The following is a 14755-nucleotide window of genomic DNA, read 5'->3' as shown; positions in this document are numbered from 1 at the left end:
AGTCCATCCACTGCTGATATGCAAGCTCCGGGATTCCAGGGAAAGAGACGATGCTTGTCTTTTTTGTTATTTTGATTATACTGATATATCACCTCCGCAGGAGTAGTGGATGAGGAGAATCGTTCGCAAGCGGCAACTTTCCGAGAACGTGTTTCAGTTCGTGGTGGAGGCCCCCCACGTGGCGAAGGCCCACAGACCCGGACAGTTCGTGGTCATCCAACTCGAGGACGAGTTTTCGGAACGGATTCCCTTGAGCGTGGCGGACTGGGATCCGGAGGCGGGTACCATCACCCTCATCGTTCAGGTGGTGGGGAAGACCACCCGGATGCTCTCTCTGAGACAGGAGGGTGAGGGGATCGCCCACGTGCTCGGACCGCTGGGTAATCCCACGGACATAGAGAAGGTGGGCACCGTGGTGTGTGTAGGAGGAGGGATCGGAACAGCACCGCTCCATCCCATCGCGAGGGCCTTCCGGCGGAAGGGAAACAGGGTCATCTCCATCATCGGAGCCCGCACGAAGGATCTCATCATACTGGAAGACGAGATGCGGAGCGTCTCGGATGAGCTCATCGTGTGCACGGATGACGGTTCGTATGGGAGGAAAGCCCTGGTGACGGAACCGCTCAAGGAGCTCTGTGAACAGGGAGATGTGAACGAGGTGGTGGCGATAGGGCCTCCCATCATGATGAAGTTCTGTGCCGAGACCACGAGATCGTTCGGTATAAAGACCGTGGTGTCGCTCAATACCATAATGGTGGACGGCACAGGGATGTGCGGCGGGTGCAGGGTGAAGGTGGGAGACGAGATCAAGTTCGTGTGTGTGGACGGCCCCGAGTTCGACGGTCACCTTGTGGACTTCGATGGCATGATGAGGCGCCTTGCCGCCTATCGCCCCATGGAGCAGGAGAAGGACCACCGCTGCAAGCTCGAGCTCGTGGGAAACGAAAGGAGAGGGGAGTGATGGAACACAGGCATATCTCCGACGATGTCCTCTACTCGAAGGAAGAACTCGACCGGAGGGCGAGGGAGCTTCTCTCCGACCTCGAGGGAAGGACCCTCCGGAACAAGGAGCGGCTCGCGATTCCACCCCAGCCCATGCCCGAGCTCGATCCGGTGGTGCGCAGTCGTCGTGTGGACGAGGTGACCCTCGGATACACCGAGACCCAGGCCAAGGTGGAGGCCCTTCGGTGCCTCCAGTGCAAGAACGCGCCCTGTATAGCGGGATGTCCGGTGTCCATCAACATTCCCGCTTTCATACGGAAGATCGTGGAAGGGGAGTACAAAGAGAGCGTCGACATCATCAAGGAGACGAACCTCCTTCCCTCCATCTGCGGGAGGGTGTGTCCTCAGGAAAAACAGTGCCAGGAGGCCTGCACGGTGGGCAAGGCGCTGAAGGACCCGCTCAAGGCGGTCTCCATCGGGAGGCTCGAGCGGTTTGTCGCCGACTGGGAGAGGGAACATGGACTCTATACCCTCCCTCCCGTAAAGCCCGATTCGGGAAAGAAAGTGGCGATCATAGGGAGCGGGCCTGCGGGACTCACCGCGGCGGTGGACCTGCGGAGAGAGGGACACACGGTGGTGATCTTCGAGGCCTTCCCCAAGGCGGGGGGGGTGATGGTCTACGGTATCCCGGAGTTCAGGTTGCCCAAGCGCCTCGTGGAGGACGAGATACGTCACCTCGAAGATCTCGGGGTGGAGTTCGTCTACGACTTCCTGGTGGGTAAGACGCGTACGCTCACCCAGCTCCTCGAGGAAGACGGGTTCGATGTCGTGTTCATCTCCGCAGGGGCGGGGCTTCCCAAGTTCATGGGCATAGAGGGGGAGGACCTCGTGGGTGTCTACTCGGCCAACGAGTATCTGACCCGGACCAACCTCATGAAGGCCTACGACAGGGAACGCGCTGATACCCCCATCTTGCCTTCGAGGCGGGTGGCCGTGATCGGTGGCGGGAATGTGGCCATGGATGCGGCGAGGATGGCCCTTCGGGTAGGGGCCGAAGAGGTGATCGTGATCTACAGGCGGACCGAGAAGGAGATGCCTGCACGGCGGGAGGAGGTGATCCACGCCATGGAAGAGGGTGTGGAGTTCAGATTCCTCACCAACGTGAAGCGTATCATGGGAGACGGGGAAGGGAAGGTGCGGGCCGTCGAGTGTCTTTCCTACCGACTGGGGGAACCGGATGCATCCGGACGTCCCCGACCGGTACCCATAGAGGGGAGCGAGCACTCCATAGAGGTGGATACCGTGATCTTCGCCCTCGGGAGCGTACCGCATCCCCTCATACGGAAGACCATGCCCGAGGTGGCGGTGAGCGAGCGGGGGACCATCGTAGTGGACGAACACCTCCGTACCAGTCACCCCCGCATCTTTGCGGGAGGCGACGTGGTCACCGGTGCGGCTACGGTGATCGAGGCCATGGGAGCCGGAAGGAAGGCGGCACGGAGTATTCACCTTCTCCTCTCAGGGGAACTACCGCCCCCGAAAGAGGCAGGAACCTCGTGAATAGTTGGAGAAGAGGGCCGAAAGGCCCTCTTCTCTTTCGATCCCGATGGGGCAGGCCGGGAGCGGCCCTATATGCCTATGTCCTTCCGGTAGTACATACCGGTGAAGGAGATCTTTTCCATATCCCGGTAGGCCTTCTCCCTGGCCTCCCCGAGTGTGGCACCCGTGGCGGTGACCGCGAGGACCCTTCCCCCCGAGGTGTACAGTACTCCCTCCCGTTCCTCGGCCCCTGCGATGAAGACCGTGTGCTCCACGTGATCGAGGCCGTGGATGGGGTAGCCTTTCTCGTATGGGCCGGGATATCCGCCCGAGGCGGCCACCACACAGCACGAACAGGCGGCTTCCCACGAGAGTCGCACGTGGGTGAGCGCCCGTTCCCAGCAGGCCAGGGAGAGGTCGACGAGATCGGTGGTGAGCATGGGAAGGAGGGCCTGGGTCTCGGGGTCGCCGAAGCGCACATTGTATTCCAGTAGTTTCACCCCCTTCGAGGTGATCATGAGCCCGAAGAAGATGATACCCCTGAAGTCCCATCCCTCTTTCTGAATTCCCTCGAGGGTGGGGTGCATGACTGAACGCTTGAAATCTTCGAAGATCTCCTCCGTGACAGCGGGGTTGGGGGCGATCACTCCCATGCCGCCGGTATTGGGGCCGGTGTTCCCCTCGCCGATGGGTTTGTGATCCTTCGCCGACAGGAAGGGTATGATGGTGGTGCCGTCGGTGATGGAGAGGATGGATGCCTCCACCCCTTCGAGGAATTCCTCGAGCACCACCGTGGTGCCGGCCTCGCCGAAGATCCGCTCCTCCATGTAGGCGCGTAGGATCCTCTCCGCCTCCTCCCTGCTTTGCACGATGGTCACCCCCTTGCCGGCCGCAAGACCATCTGCCTTTATCACGAGGGGGTAGTCGCTCCTTTGGGCGAACCCGAGGGCCTCGGGGAGGGAATCGGTGATGAGGTAGTCAGCGGTGGCCACCCCGTACCTCCGCATGAACTCTTTCGCAAAGGCCTTGCTCCCCTCGAGTCGTGCGCTCGAGGCCGGTGGCCCTATCACAGGGATGCCAACCTTCTGGAACCGGTCTGCCACCCCTTCCACGAGCGGGGTCTCGGGTCCCACCATCACCAGTCCCACCCCTTCCTCCTCCGCCTTTGCGACCATCTCTTCGAAGGTGAGAAGGGAAAGATTCCGAGCCTTCTCCATGCGGGCCGTTCCTCCGTTTCCCGGGACGCAGAGCACCTCGTCGACCTGGCTCGACTGTGCGAACTTCCATGCGAGGGCGTGTTCGCGTCCGCCGCTTCCTATCACCATCACCTTCATAGCAGGTACACCTTCCTTCCTTCCACTTTTATCCTTCCTTCGGCGAAGAGGCGCACCGCCTCCTCGAGGGCCTTGTACTCCTCCTGGTGGATGCGCTCCTGAAGGGTCTCCGGTGTGTCGTCGGGATAGACCGGGACCACCCGCTGGAGGACGATGGGCCCGGTGTCGGTGCCCTCGTCCACGATGTGCACCGTACACCCGGAGACCTTCACTCCGTAGTCTATGACTGCTTTGTGGACTTTGAGCCCATACATGCCGGGCCCGCAGAAGGCGGGGACGAGGGCGGGGTGGAGGTTGATGATGCGGTTCCGATAGACCTCCAGGATGCGCCCCTTCAGGATCGAGAGAAAGCCCGCGAGTACGACGAGGTTGAGGTCTTCGCCGAGTTCCTCGAGGATGGCGTCGGAGAGCCTCTCCCTGTGTGCGCTCCGGGAGACGAGTACAGCCGGAATACCGGCTTTTTGCGCCCTCTCCAGCGCATAGGCGGGTCTGTCGGCGATCACCTTCTCTATGCGTATGGGGAGTCTCCCTCCTTCTGAGGCATCGATGAGGTGTTGGAGGTTGGTCCCGTTTCCTGAGACGAGGACTGCTACTCGAAACATACGCCCTTGGCTCCCTTCCATACTCGTCCGATCCTCCATGCCGGCACCCCCTTTGCGCCGAAGACCTCGATGATCGTTTCAGCTTCCCTGGGGGCGACCGCGAGGACGAATCCGATTCCCATGTTGAAGGTGCGGAACATCTCTTCGTGCGCTACGCCGAGCGATTCGAGGTGGCGGAAGATCGGGGGAACAGGCCAGCTCCCCTCCTCGATCACGGCGGTGAGGTCGTCTTTGAACATGCGTGGTATGTTCTCGGGAAATCCCCCGCCGGTGATGTGCGCCATACCGTGGATCACACCCGGTCGTTCCTCCAGCACCTCCAGGACGGGTCTCACGTAGATCCTCGTAGGCTCCGTGAGTAGCTCACCGATGGGCCGTCCCTCGAAGGCCGCCTCCCAGTCGGGGATGAGCTTCCGTACCAGCGAGAATCCGTTGCTGTGGAGTCCACTGGAGGCGAGCCCCACGAGCGCGTCGCCTTCCCGTACGGCCTTCCCGTCGAGCACGCGGTCGCGCTCCACCACGCCCACGGCGAAACCCGCGATGTCGTATACCCCAGGCGGGTAGAATCCCGGCATCTCGGCCGTCTCCCCGCCTATGAGCGCGCACCCCGCCTCCCTGCACCCCGCCGCCACCCCCTCCACGAGGCGGGCGGCCTTTTCAGGCTCGAGTTTCCCGCAGGCGAGGTAGTCCAGGAAGAAGAGGGGGCGCGCGCCGTGACACAGGATGTCGTTCACACACATGGCCACGCAATCCACGCCCGCCGCCTCGTAGCGATCCATGGCGAAGGCGATCTCCAGCTTAGTCCCCACCCCGTCGGTCCCCGCCACGAGGACAGGGTCGCGGTAGCCCCGGAGGTGGAAGAACCCCGCGAAGCTGCCGATCCCTTCGAGGACCTCCGGCCCGAAGGTGGTCTTCGCCGACTCAGCGTACCGTCGTACCGCGTGCTGGGCAGCCTCTGTGTCGACCCCTGCATCCCTGTAGGTCACGGGCTTGTTCGTATCCATGGCGCGTGGGGCTCCTTTCTCATGGTCTCGTGTGGCCTCCCGACAGGGGTCACCGCCCCTGCGGGGTGCGGGAGGACTCCTCCATCACGTACTTGCCTCGTTCTATGGCCGCTGAGAGGGGGTACATTCCGGTGAAACAGCCGGTACAGTAGTCGTGCCTCCCCCCGATCGCTTCGATGAGGCCCTCCACGCTCAGGTACGCGAGCGAATCCACGCCCAACATCTTTCGTATCTCCTCGAGATCTTTGTTGGCCGCCACCAGTTCCGCCCGTGTGGGGATGTCGATCCCGAAGTAGCACGGGTACCGCACCGGGGGGGAGGCGATGCGGAAGTGCACCTCGCGGGCCCCCGCCTCCCTGAGCATCTGGACGAGTCGACTGCTCGTGGTGCCTCTCACGATGGAGTCGTCGATGAGCACGATCCTCTTGCCCGCCACATTGGGCCTGAGTACGTTGAGCTTCACGTGTACGGTGCGTTCCCTCAGTTCCTGGGCCGGGGCGATGAACGATCTTCCCACGTACTTGTTCTTGATGAGAGTCTGCGCGTACGGCATCCCCGAGGCTTCGGACCATCCCTCGGCCGCCACGATACCGGAGTCAGGGACACCGCTCACCAGGTCCGCATCCACCGGACTTTCCCTGAAGAGGATGCGGCCCGCCTGTTTGCGGGCGAGGTATACGCTCGTGCCGTCCAGTATGGAATCGGGTCGTGAGAAGTAGATGTATTCGAACGAACAGGTGGAGAGGAAGGTGCGCTCCGTACTCATGATACTCCGCACGCCCTCCTTCCCTATGATGAGGATCTCCCCCGGTTCCACGTCCCTCACGAGGCGTGCCCCCACTGCATCGAGGGAGCAGCTTTCGGAGGCGAGCACGTATCCTCCCTCGATCTCGCCGAGACAGAGAGGCCGTATCCCCCGGGGATCCCGCACCCCTATGAGGTACTCGGGCGTGAGGAGGACCATGGCATAGGATCCCTGGATCACCTGGAGGGTCTCGGTGAGGGCCGTCTCGAGGCCCTTCCGCGCCCGTCGTGAGATGAGGTTGAGGATGACCTCGGAATCGTTGGTGGTGTGGAAGACCGTACCGGTCTCCTCGAGGAGATCTCGCAGTACACCGGCGTTCACCAGGTTCCCGTTGTGGGCGATGGCGAGGGTGCCCAGTTTGGACTGGGCGAGAAGGGGTTGGGCGTTCTCCAGGGTGCTGGAGCCCGTGGTGGAGTACCGGGTGTGAGCTATCGCCGCATGGCCTTCGAGCCCCGCGAGGGTCTGTTCACTGAAGACCTCGGCCACCAGTCCCATGCCCTTGTGGAGCCCGATGCTCCCGTCGGGACGGACCATGGCGATCCCCGCACTCTCCTGCCCCCGATGCTGGAGGGCGTAGATCCCGTAGTAGGCGAGCCGTGGGGCGGCCGCCCCCTCTTCCATGCGGATCCCGAATACTCCGCATTCCTCGTGCGGGTGATCGTCCCTCGGGTTCACTCCTGGGCCTCCAGGTCGACGGGCGAGTTCTGCTCCTCGAATTCTGCCTTCATTTTCGTCCGGTAGTCAATAAGGCGTTCCCTGAGCTCCGGATACTTGAGGGCGAGTATCTGGACCGCCAAGATCCCCGCGTTGAAGGCGTTGTCGATGGCCACGGTGGCCACCGGCACGTTCTTGGGCATCTGCACGATGGAGAGGAGGGCATCGAGCCCGCCCAGGGCGCCGTTCAGGGGGACGCCGATCACCGGGACGACGGTCTTCGATGCGAGCACCCCCGGAAGATGGGCGGCGAGTCCCGCCCCGGCGATGAAGCATTCCACTCCTTCCCGCTCGAGACGGGCCGCCTCCCGCTCCAACAGCTCCGGCGCCCGGTGGGCCGAGATGATCCTGGCCTCATAGGGCACACCGAAGAGGTTGAGGGCCTTCGCCGCCCCCCTCATCTTCTCCTTGTCAGAGGCGCTTCCCATGAGAATCGCGACTTTCATCCGTCTCTCCTCCTGGGGTGGGTTTTGGGCGGGGATCACAGGAAATAGGCCACCCCGCTCTCGAAGATGCGCTCTTCCTTGTGGCCGGGTATGTTCTTCCCCACTCCGGGCCGTATTCGTTCGGAGTGGGCCATCTTGCCGAGGATGCGACCGTCGGGGCTCGTGAGGCCCTCCACGGCGAGGACGGATCCATTGGGATTGTATCGAGGGTCCATGGTGGGATTCCCCTCCGGATCCACGTACTGGGTCGCCACCTGGCCTTGCTCGAGGAGACGGCGTGCCTCCTCTTCGCGCGCGACGAACCTTCCTTCGGTATGGGAGACCGGGAGCACGTGGACGGCTCCCGGCTCCTCCTTGAGGAACCACGGGGAGAGGCGGGAGACGAGACGCGTGCGGACGTATCGGGCTACATGGTGGCCGGAGGTGTTGTAGGTGAGGATGGGGGACTCCTCCGCAAGGTCACGGATCTCACCGTAGGGGACGAGTCCCAGCTTGATGAGGGCCTGGAACCCGTTGCAGATACCCAGGACGAGGCCGTCCCGGTGATGGATGAGATCCTCGAGGGCGTCGCGCACCACGGCGTTTCTGAAGACCGTGGCGATGTACTTCCCGGAGCCTTCCGGTTCGTCCCCTGCACTGAAGCCGCCGGGGATCATGAGGATCTGGGCGTTCCTGATGCTCCGGGCGAGGGCCTCGAGCGATTCGTGGATGTGGGTGGGCGTCAGATTCCTGAAGACGAGCACGTCCACCTCGGCGCCCGCACGCCTGAAGGCCTCGGCCGAATCGTACTCGCAGTTGGTCCCGGGGAATACCGGTATGCACACCCTCGGACGGGCGACCTTCGGGCGGGAGGCCCGCCTCCGGGTGGTTTCCTTCTCCACGGTGTGGAAGGGGAAGCTTCGGCCCTTTTCCCTCTCGTGAGGAGGGAAGACATCCTCCAGGGGCCTCGTCCACACGGCGAGGAGCTCCTCGAGGGAGAGCCGTTCCCGGCCTATCACCACGGCATCCCCGCCCGTGACCGCGATGCATGAAGCATGGGGATGCCGCTCGAAGGGCGCGTGGGGCACATCGACCGGTACTTCAACGAGGAAACTTCCATAGCGCGGGCAGAAGAGGTCCTCTCGTCGAGGCTCGGAGACGAATACGCATCCCAACCTGTTGCCCACTGTCATGCGGGTGAGCCCCCCCGCGATCCCGTCGACACGGAGCGCAGTGGCCGAGATGACCACCCCTTCCCCGATCCGCTGTGCGAGGAACTCCAGGTTTTCCATCAGTGCCGTGATGTCGGGAAGGTCGTAGTCGCCCGTGGGGGTGTGGATGAGGTAGATCTTGCTCCCCTCCCGTTTGAGCTCGGGGGAGATCACGCGATCCACCGGGGCCGTGGTCACCGCAAAGGAGACGAGTGTGGGGGGTACGTCCAGGTCCTTGTAGGTGCCGGACATGCTATCCTTCCCCCCAATGGAGGGGATCCCCAGGCTCATCTGTGCATGGATGGCGCCGAGGAGGGCTGCCGCCGGCAGTCCCCATCGGGTCGGATCGCTTCCCGGCCTGGGGAAGTACTCCTGGAAGGAGAGCCGCACGTTCCGCCAGTAGCCGCCCGTGGCCGCCACCTTGCAGACCGACTCCACCACGGCATAGAAGGCGCCGTGGTAGGGGCTCCAGGATCCGATCTCGGGGTTGAACCCGAAGGCCATGATGCTCGCGGTGCGCACGTCCCGTCCCGGCACCGGAATGAGGCTCACCATGGCGTCCACGGGCGTGTCTTCGTGCGCCCCCCCGTACGGCGAGAGCACGGTGCCGGCGCCGATCGAGCTGTCGAAGAGGATCTGGAGTCCCTTCTGGGAAGCGCTCTGGAGGCGTCCCATGCGGAGCTTCCACGCCTCGAGGATGGAACCCTCCTCTCCTTCGGTACAGGTGAACGTGAGGGGAGAGGACTCGGGTCGTGGATCGGGGAGCTCCACCATGGTATTGCGGCGGGCACCGTTGGTAGCGAGAAAGGAGCGGGGAAGGTCCACGGCGGTGAGCCCCTTCCAGAACATGCGGAGCCGCCCCGAATCGGTGACCTCCGCCACCACCGTCGCCTCCAGGTTCTCCTCGTCGGCATAACGGATGAAGGCCTCTGCGTCCTCCCGGGAGGTGACCACCGCCATCCGCTCCTGGGACTCGCTCAAGGCCAGCTCCGTGGCGGTGAGCCCTGCGTATTTCTTGGGCACCCTGTCGAGGAAGATGTCCACGCTCGGGGCGATCTCCCCGATGGAAACGCTCACGCCTCCCGCTCCCATGTCATTGCATCGCTTGATGAGCCGCAACGCCTCGGGCCGACGGAAAAGACGCTGGAGGTGACGCTCGACAGGAGGGTTCCCCTTCTGGACCTCGGTTCCCGCCTTCTCTATAGCCTTCTCGTCGTGGGCCTTGGAAGAACCGGTCGCACCCCCTATCCCATCGCGGCCTGTCCTTCCCCCTACGAGGATCACCACGTCTCCCGGAGCGGGCTCCTCACGCCGCACGTGCTCCGCCCTCACCGCTCCCAGTACCGCACCGATCTCCATGCGCTTCGCCACATACCCGGGATGGTAGAGTTCGACCACCTGACCCGTGGCGAGCCCCACCTGGTTTCCGTAGGAACTGTAGCCCCTCGCTGCTTCCCTGGTGATCTTGATCTGAGGCAGCTTTCCCGGGAGGGTCTCCTCGATCGGACTGTGGGGATCCCCGCTCCCCGTGACCCGCATGGCCTGGTATACATAGGCACGGCCCGAGAGCGGGTCCCTTATCGCACCGCCGAGGCAGGTGGCGGCCCCTCCGAACGGTTCTATCTCGGTCGGGTGGTTGTGGGTCTCGTTCTTGAACATGAGGAGCCAGTCCTCCTCACCCCCATCCGTGGACACCTTTATCCTGATGCTGCATGCGTTCACCTCGGGCGATTCGTCCAGATCGGCGAGGGCACCTGTCTTCCTCAGATACTTCATCCCTATGGTTGCCATATCCATGAGGGTTTCGGGGGGGAGGGAGCTCCCGTAGACCTCGCTCCTGAGGGCATGGTAGGTGCTGTAACTCGCCTGATAGAGGGGGGCATAGGGCCCCTGAGGTATCTCGAGATGGGCGATCTCCGTGAGAAACGTGGTGTGACGACAGTGGTCGGACCAGTAGGTGTCAAGGAGCCGGATCTCGGTCTCGGTGGGGTTCCGCTCGGCGGTCTCCTTGAAGAACCGCTGACAGTGGAGGAGATCGGCCAGATCCATGGCAAGACCCATCTCCTTCCTGAGGTGGAGGAGGTCCTCCTCGTTCGCCGAGATGAACCCCTCTATCGTCGGGATGTGTGCCGGTGGATCCGGAACGGGCTCGAAGAGGTGGGAGGGCTTCTCCAGCCGCGCCTCCCGGGAATCGGTGGGGTTGATGAGGTATGAGCGGATCCTTTCCTTTTCTGCCTGTGAGAGCTCCCCTTCGAAGACGTAGACCGTGGCGTACCTCACCGTCGGTGTCGCCTCTGGCTCGAGGAGCCTGAGGCATTGCACCGCGGAATCGGCCCGTTGATCGTACTGTCCCGGAAGGAGTTCCACCGGGAGCGTCCATCCTCCCGTGACGGGGAGTTCCTCCCGGTAGACGAGATCCACCGGAGGCTCGGCGAAGATACCGGTGAGCGCCCGCTCGAAGGTCTCGGGCGAGACCCCTTCTACGTCGTATCGATGGATCACCCTGAGTCCTGTGAGAGATCGAATGTGGAGGGTGGTGACCAGGTCCTCGAAGAGGTGACGGGCCCTCACATCGTACTCCGGTCTCTTTTCTACGAAGACGCGCTCCACTCGATTCTGAGGCATACCGAATCATTTCAGATTTGCCCGGTTTTGTCAAAGGAAGGAGGGGCTCCATTGACCATGGAGGGACCTCCCTATTAGGATGCCTCCTCTGCTTCGAATAAAAGCTTTTCAATGTCGCCGAGGTGCGCTATACTGACACAAAGGAAAAGTGGTATATCAGGGGAGGGAAGTCGTGCGTAAAAGGAGTACGCTCTCGTAATGAAAAATGTGCAATGCAGTATAGGATTTGTGCTGTCTCTCCCCTATGGGAAGGACAGCAGGGAAGTTGCCTCGTTCTACAAGTCCCTTATAAAACCTCTCGTCTCTCTCATCTATCATACACCGCAGATCCCGGTCTCTATCTACATGGGGGGCGCCCTCCTCGAGATGCTGAGGAGTCACAATGGTGCCTTCTTCGATGTCATGAAGGAACTCTGTGAGAGGAAACAGGTGGAGATCTTGGGAGGAGGGTTCTACGAGCCCCTCTTCCCCCTCATCTCGAAACCCGATCGCATAGGCCAAGTGGAGCTCCTCACCACCTACCTGCGTCAGGAGTTCGGCAAACGCCCGCGTGGGTGCTATTTGCCCTTCGGTATCTGGTCTCCGGATCTCGCCTCCACCCTGGCCACGGCGGGAATGGAGTACGTCCTCCTCCCGGACGTCCACCTCTCCCATGCGGGCATCCGCATGGGCACCCAGGCCGCCTTCCAGCACTACATCACCGAACACGACGGCAAGACCCTCTGTCTCCTCCCTGTGAGTACCCGTCTCAAGAGTACCCTCTACCAGGGGTCTCCGCGGGAGTTCTTCGAGGGCCTCCTGGATCTTCCGCTTCGGGATCAGGGGGTGCTTGTCCTCATGGAGGATTTCGCCTCGTGGAGCACCCTCTCTCCTTCACGTCAGGAGGCGGTGCTCGCATGGTGGACCGAACTGTTTTCGCTTCTGAAGACACGTTACGGCGAGCTCGATCTCCGACTTCCCCGCGACGTGGTGCGGGAGATCGTGCCGACCCGGAGGATACACCTCCCTCCACTCATCCTTTCTCCGGAGGGGAACTCCGAACATTTCTACGTGCGTCAGGAGGTCTCGAGGATCGAAGAACCCCATCTCCTCTATGCGAAGATGCAGTACGTCCAGAGTCTGGTGCGTCAACTGAGGGGTGACAGGTCGAGGAAGAAGACCGCCCGCGAGGACCTCTACCGGGGACAGACCGGGGCGGCGTACAGTATCGTCTCCGGAGACGGTGGGGTGGCCTGTCCCTGGCTGCGGCATGCCGCCTACAGGGCCCTCATCCAGGCCGAGAAGAACACCAGGGAGAAGGGCATCTTCTATCCATCCGTGGTGAAGACCGACTTCACCTTCGATGGGTATCCCGAGTACCTCTTCCAGGGGGAACGGTACAACGCCTACCTCTCCACCAAGGGAGGGGCGGTCTTCGAGCTCGACATCCTGGAAGAGGAGTGGAACCTCCTGGCCACGTGCGGCCGGTACCCCTTCCTCAAGCTGGAGGGGACCTCCCTTTCCGGGGAGGACAAGGAGCCACGGCTCCTGTTCGTCGACCGATTCTACGAGGAAGGGGTGACCCTGGAGCAGTGCATACGGGGAACCGTCCTCGTGGTCGCCGATTTCTCGGGAGCACACTACACCGTGGACCACTACACCAGGGACGTCCTCGACATCACACTCTCGCACGAAGGGGTCGTCCGTCAGGGGAGACGTCAGACCGGCGTCCACCTATCGAAGCGCTATCTCTTCGGACCCGAGACCCTGCGGGTGCGCTACCACCTCGTATTCGAGGGGCAACCTCCACATCCTCTGAGGTTCGTCCCCGAGATCAACCTCTCCTTCCCCCCACAGGTGCCCCGCAAGATGCGCTATCTGAAGGAAGGAGGGGGTGGGCCCCGGGACGCCTCGTTCCTCGAAGCGGGGAAGGAGCGTGCCGAGAAGGTGCTCTTCCTCCCGGAAGGGAAGAACGGCTCGAGGTGTCTGGTCTCGTTCGACAAGGAGGTGCCGCTCTGGCACTATCCGGTGCTCACGGCGGGGAAAAAGGCGGGGGAGACCGTACTTCAGGGGATCGCCCTCCTTCCCCTCGTGGACATCCTTCCTCACACTTCCGAGTACACCTTCGAGATAGCCATCTCGCCTGCGGTCAAGGGCTGAGTATCCTCCTGAGCCACCTCGTGGTTTCGACGTAGTAGGTATCGCGGGCCATGAGAAAGCTCAAGACCGCCTGTTCCTTCTTTCCCTGGAAGAAGAGTAACTGGCCGAGATAGAAGAAGATCCGGGCTTCCAGCTCCGATGACTCGGTGAGGGAGAGGAGGTTGAGGAGCGCCTGTTCGGATGCGGCCCATGTCTGTGGGGAGGAGAGGTCTGCCGCGATGGACTTGAGCGCGGCCTCGATGGCTGTCTCGGGCGATCCGCCCGCCTCCTCCGGGAGCAGCTCCGGTGATGGGGGAACTCGAGTCGGGGGTGGGAGCGAGGAGAGCATCTGCTCCAGCGACTTCCGCGTGGAGAGGGTGAGGGGGACCCGCCTCTGAGGGAGCACGCTCCGAGCCGATGAGCCCGTGCCGGGTGCAAGATAGGGAAGGGGCGCCTCCCTGAGGGACCTGGCTGGTGGTTCGGGCAGGCTCATGACGGCCTTTTCCAGGGGGATCTCCAGCGGGCTCCCTGTAGTGTTCTTCCCTGCCACGAAGACCGTCGCTCCTCGCTCCACCTCCAGGGAATCCACCACCGCATAGTAGTACGGAATCCCCGGGACGGGTTGGTCGAGGTACGAGGTCTCCGAGCTCGGCACACGATCGACCGGAACGGCTTCCCGCAGATCCGCAGGGGAGGTGAAGGGGCGGGTATGGCGGTAGATGACGAGGGTGCGGTCCTCACGTGATGACCTGAACGTGAGTACGATAGTCGATCCCTCCACCCGTCCGGAGAGGGAGAGGACTTCGGCCGTTGAGGGGAGTGCCTCGGCGCTGATGGAGACGGGTGAGACGGTGGTGTTCCGGAAGGGAATGAACACCCTGTGTTCTCTCCCCTCCCGATCGATCGCCAGGACCGCATAGTAGTAGTCCCCTCCCGGTTGAGGCGTGTCGAGGAAGAATTGTACGCCTTCGTCCACCTCTCCTGCGAGTACGGCCCCTTCGAAGGTCTGGTCGTTTATCTGGTAACCGTGCCGGTAGATACGGTATCTTTCTCCCGATATCTCGTCGACATCCCGCCACGTGAGTTTCACCTCGTTCTCCTTCACCGCCACTTTGAGGAACGAGGGATACAGAAGTCTCTCCTGTGCGGAGACGGGGACAAGGATCAGAACCGCACACAGTACGTGGACCAGGTTTCGCATCTTCTCTAGTCCCATCGGAAGAATCCTCCGTAATCTGTAGGACCTGTCCCCTGATGTGCCGGTCCCGTTCCCATGGAGGGCGACTCCACGGTGGTGGGATCCACCCCGGATGGCGATACCGATTTCATTCCGACTTTCAAAAGATAAATGAATTTGACAGGGGATGGTGGAGGATGTAAGATTATACGTGGAAACATCCTTTGGGATGTCATGACTTTCTTTCCGGGAGGTTTCT

The 14755-nt window shown here is 62.3% G+C and carries 10 protein-coding genes; 3 read left to right on the top strand and 7 right to left on the bottom strand.

Translation table 11 applies throughout. The features are described from left to right. Positions 1–109: 109 nt before the first annotated feature. A complete protein-coding gene (locus STHERM_RS06235) occupies positions 110–961 on the top strand; it encodes a sulfide/dihydroorotate dehydrogenase-like FAD/NAD-binding protein (protein WP_013314040.1) in 852 nt (283 codons plus the stop codon). Next, positions 961–2502, top strand: coding sequence for an NADPH-dependent glutamate synthase (gene gltA, locus STHERM_RS06230; RefSeq protein WP_013314039.1), 1542 nt, complete (start codon positions 961–963; stop codon positions 2500–2502). Before STHERM_RS06235 ends, gltA begins: the two co-directional genes overlap by 1 nt. A 68-nt stretch (positions 2503–2570) precedes the next feature. On the opposite strand, the gene purD is transcribed toward gltA, so the two are convergent. The 6 genes from purD to STHERM_RS06200 are packed head-to-tail and all read right to left on the bottom strand — an operon-like array spanning position 2571 to position 11201. Next, on the bottom strand, positions 2571–3815 hold the full coding sequence (gene purD, locus STHERM_RS06225; protein WP_013314038.1) for a phosphoribosylamine--glycine ligase: 1245 nt from the start codon (positions 3813–3815) through the stop codon (positions 2571–2573). Next, positions 3812–4417 (bottom strand): phosphoribosylglycinamide formyltransferase, encoded by a 606-nt coding sequence (gene purN / locus STHERM_RS06220; protein WP_041623363.1) that lies wholly within the window; start codon positions 4415–4417, stop codon positions 3812–3814. The genes purD and purN overlap by 4 nt, the downstream gene beginning before the upstream one ends. Further along, a complete protein-coding gene (gene purM / locus STHERM_RS06215) occupies positions 4405–5421 on the bottom strand; it encodes a phosphoribosylformylglycinamidine cyclo-ligase (protein ID WP_013314036.1) in 1017 nt (338 codons plus the stop codon). Before purM ends, purN begins: the two co-directional genes overlap by 13 nt. A 49-nt stretch (positions 5422–5470) precedes the next feature. Continuing rightward, on the bottom strand, positions 5471–6901 hold the full coding sequence (gene purF / locus STHERM_RS06210; RefSeq protein ID WP_041623361.1) for an amidophosphoribosyltransferase: 1431 nt from the start codon (positions 6899–6901) through the stop codon (positions 5471–5473). Beyond that, positions 6898–7386: a 5-(carboxyamino)imidazole ribonucleotide mutase gene (gene purE / locus STHERM_RS06205; RefSeq protein WP_013314034.1), complete on the bottom strand. Its 489-nt coding sequence runs from the start codon at positions 7384–7386 to the stop codon at positions 6898–6900. Before purE ends, purF begins: the two co-directional genes overlap by 4 nt. A 35-nt stretch (positions 7387–7421) precedes the next feature. Next, a complete protein-coding gene (locus STHERM_RS06200; protein WP_013314033.1) occupies positions 7422–11201 on the bottom strand; it encodes a phosphoribosylformylglycinamidine synthase in 3780 nt (1259 codons plus the stop codon). Positions 11202–11399: 198 nt separating this feature from the next. Here STHERM_RS06200 and STHERM_RS06195 point away from each other — a divergent pair, with 198 nt between their 5' ends. Beyond that, a complete protein-coding gene (locus STHERM_RS06195) occupies positions 11400–13340 on the top strand; it encodes an alpha-amylase/4-alpha-glucanotransferase domain-containing protein (RefSeq protein WP_013314032.1) in 1941 nt (646 codons plus the stop codon). Here STHERM_RS06195 and STHERM_RS06190 read toward each other — a convergent pair. After that, positions 13330–14535: a hypothetical protein gene (locus tag STHERM_RS06190; RefSeq protein ID WP_041623358.1), complete on the bottom strand. Its 1206-nt coding sequence runs from the start codon at positions 14533–14535 to the stop codon at positions 13330–13332. The genes STHERM_RS06195 and STHERM_RS06190 overlap by 11 nt on opposite strands. Positions 14536–14755: the final 220 nt, after the last annotated feature.

It is taken from the genome of Spirochaeta thermophila DSM 6192 (assembly GCF_000147075.1).
Lineage (GTDB): Bacteria > Spirochaetota > Spirochaetia > Winmispirales > Winmispiraceae > Winmispira > Winmispira thermophila_A.
The sequence above is the reverse complement of the archived record's forward strand: the minus strand, read 5'-3'. Positions and strand labels throughout refer to the sequence as shown.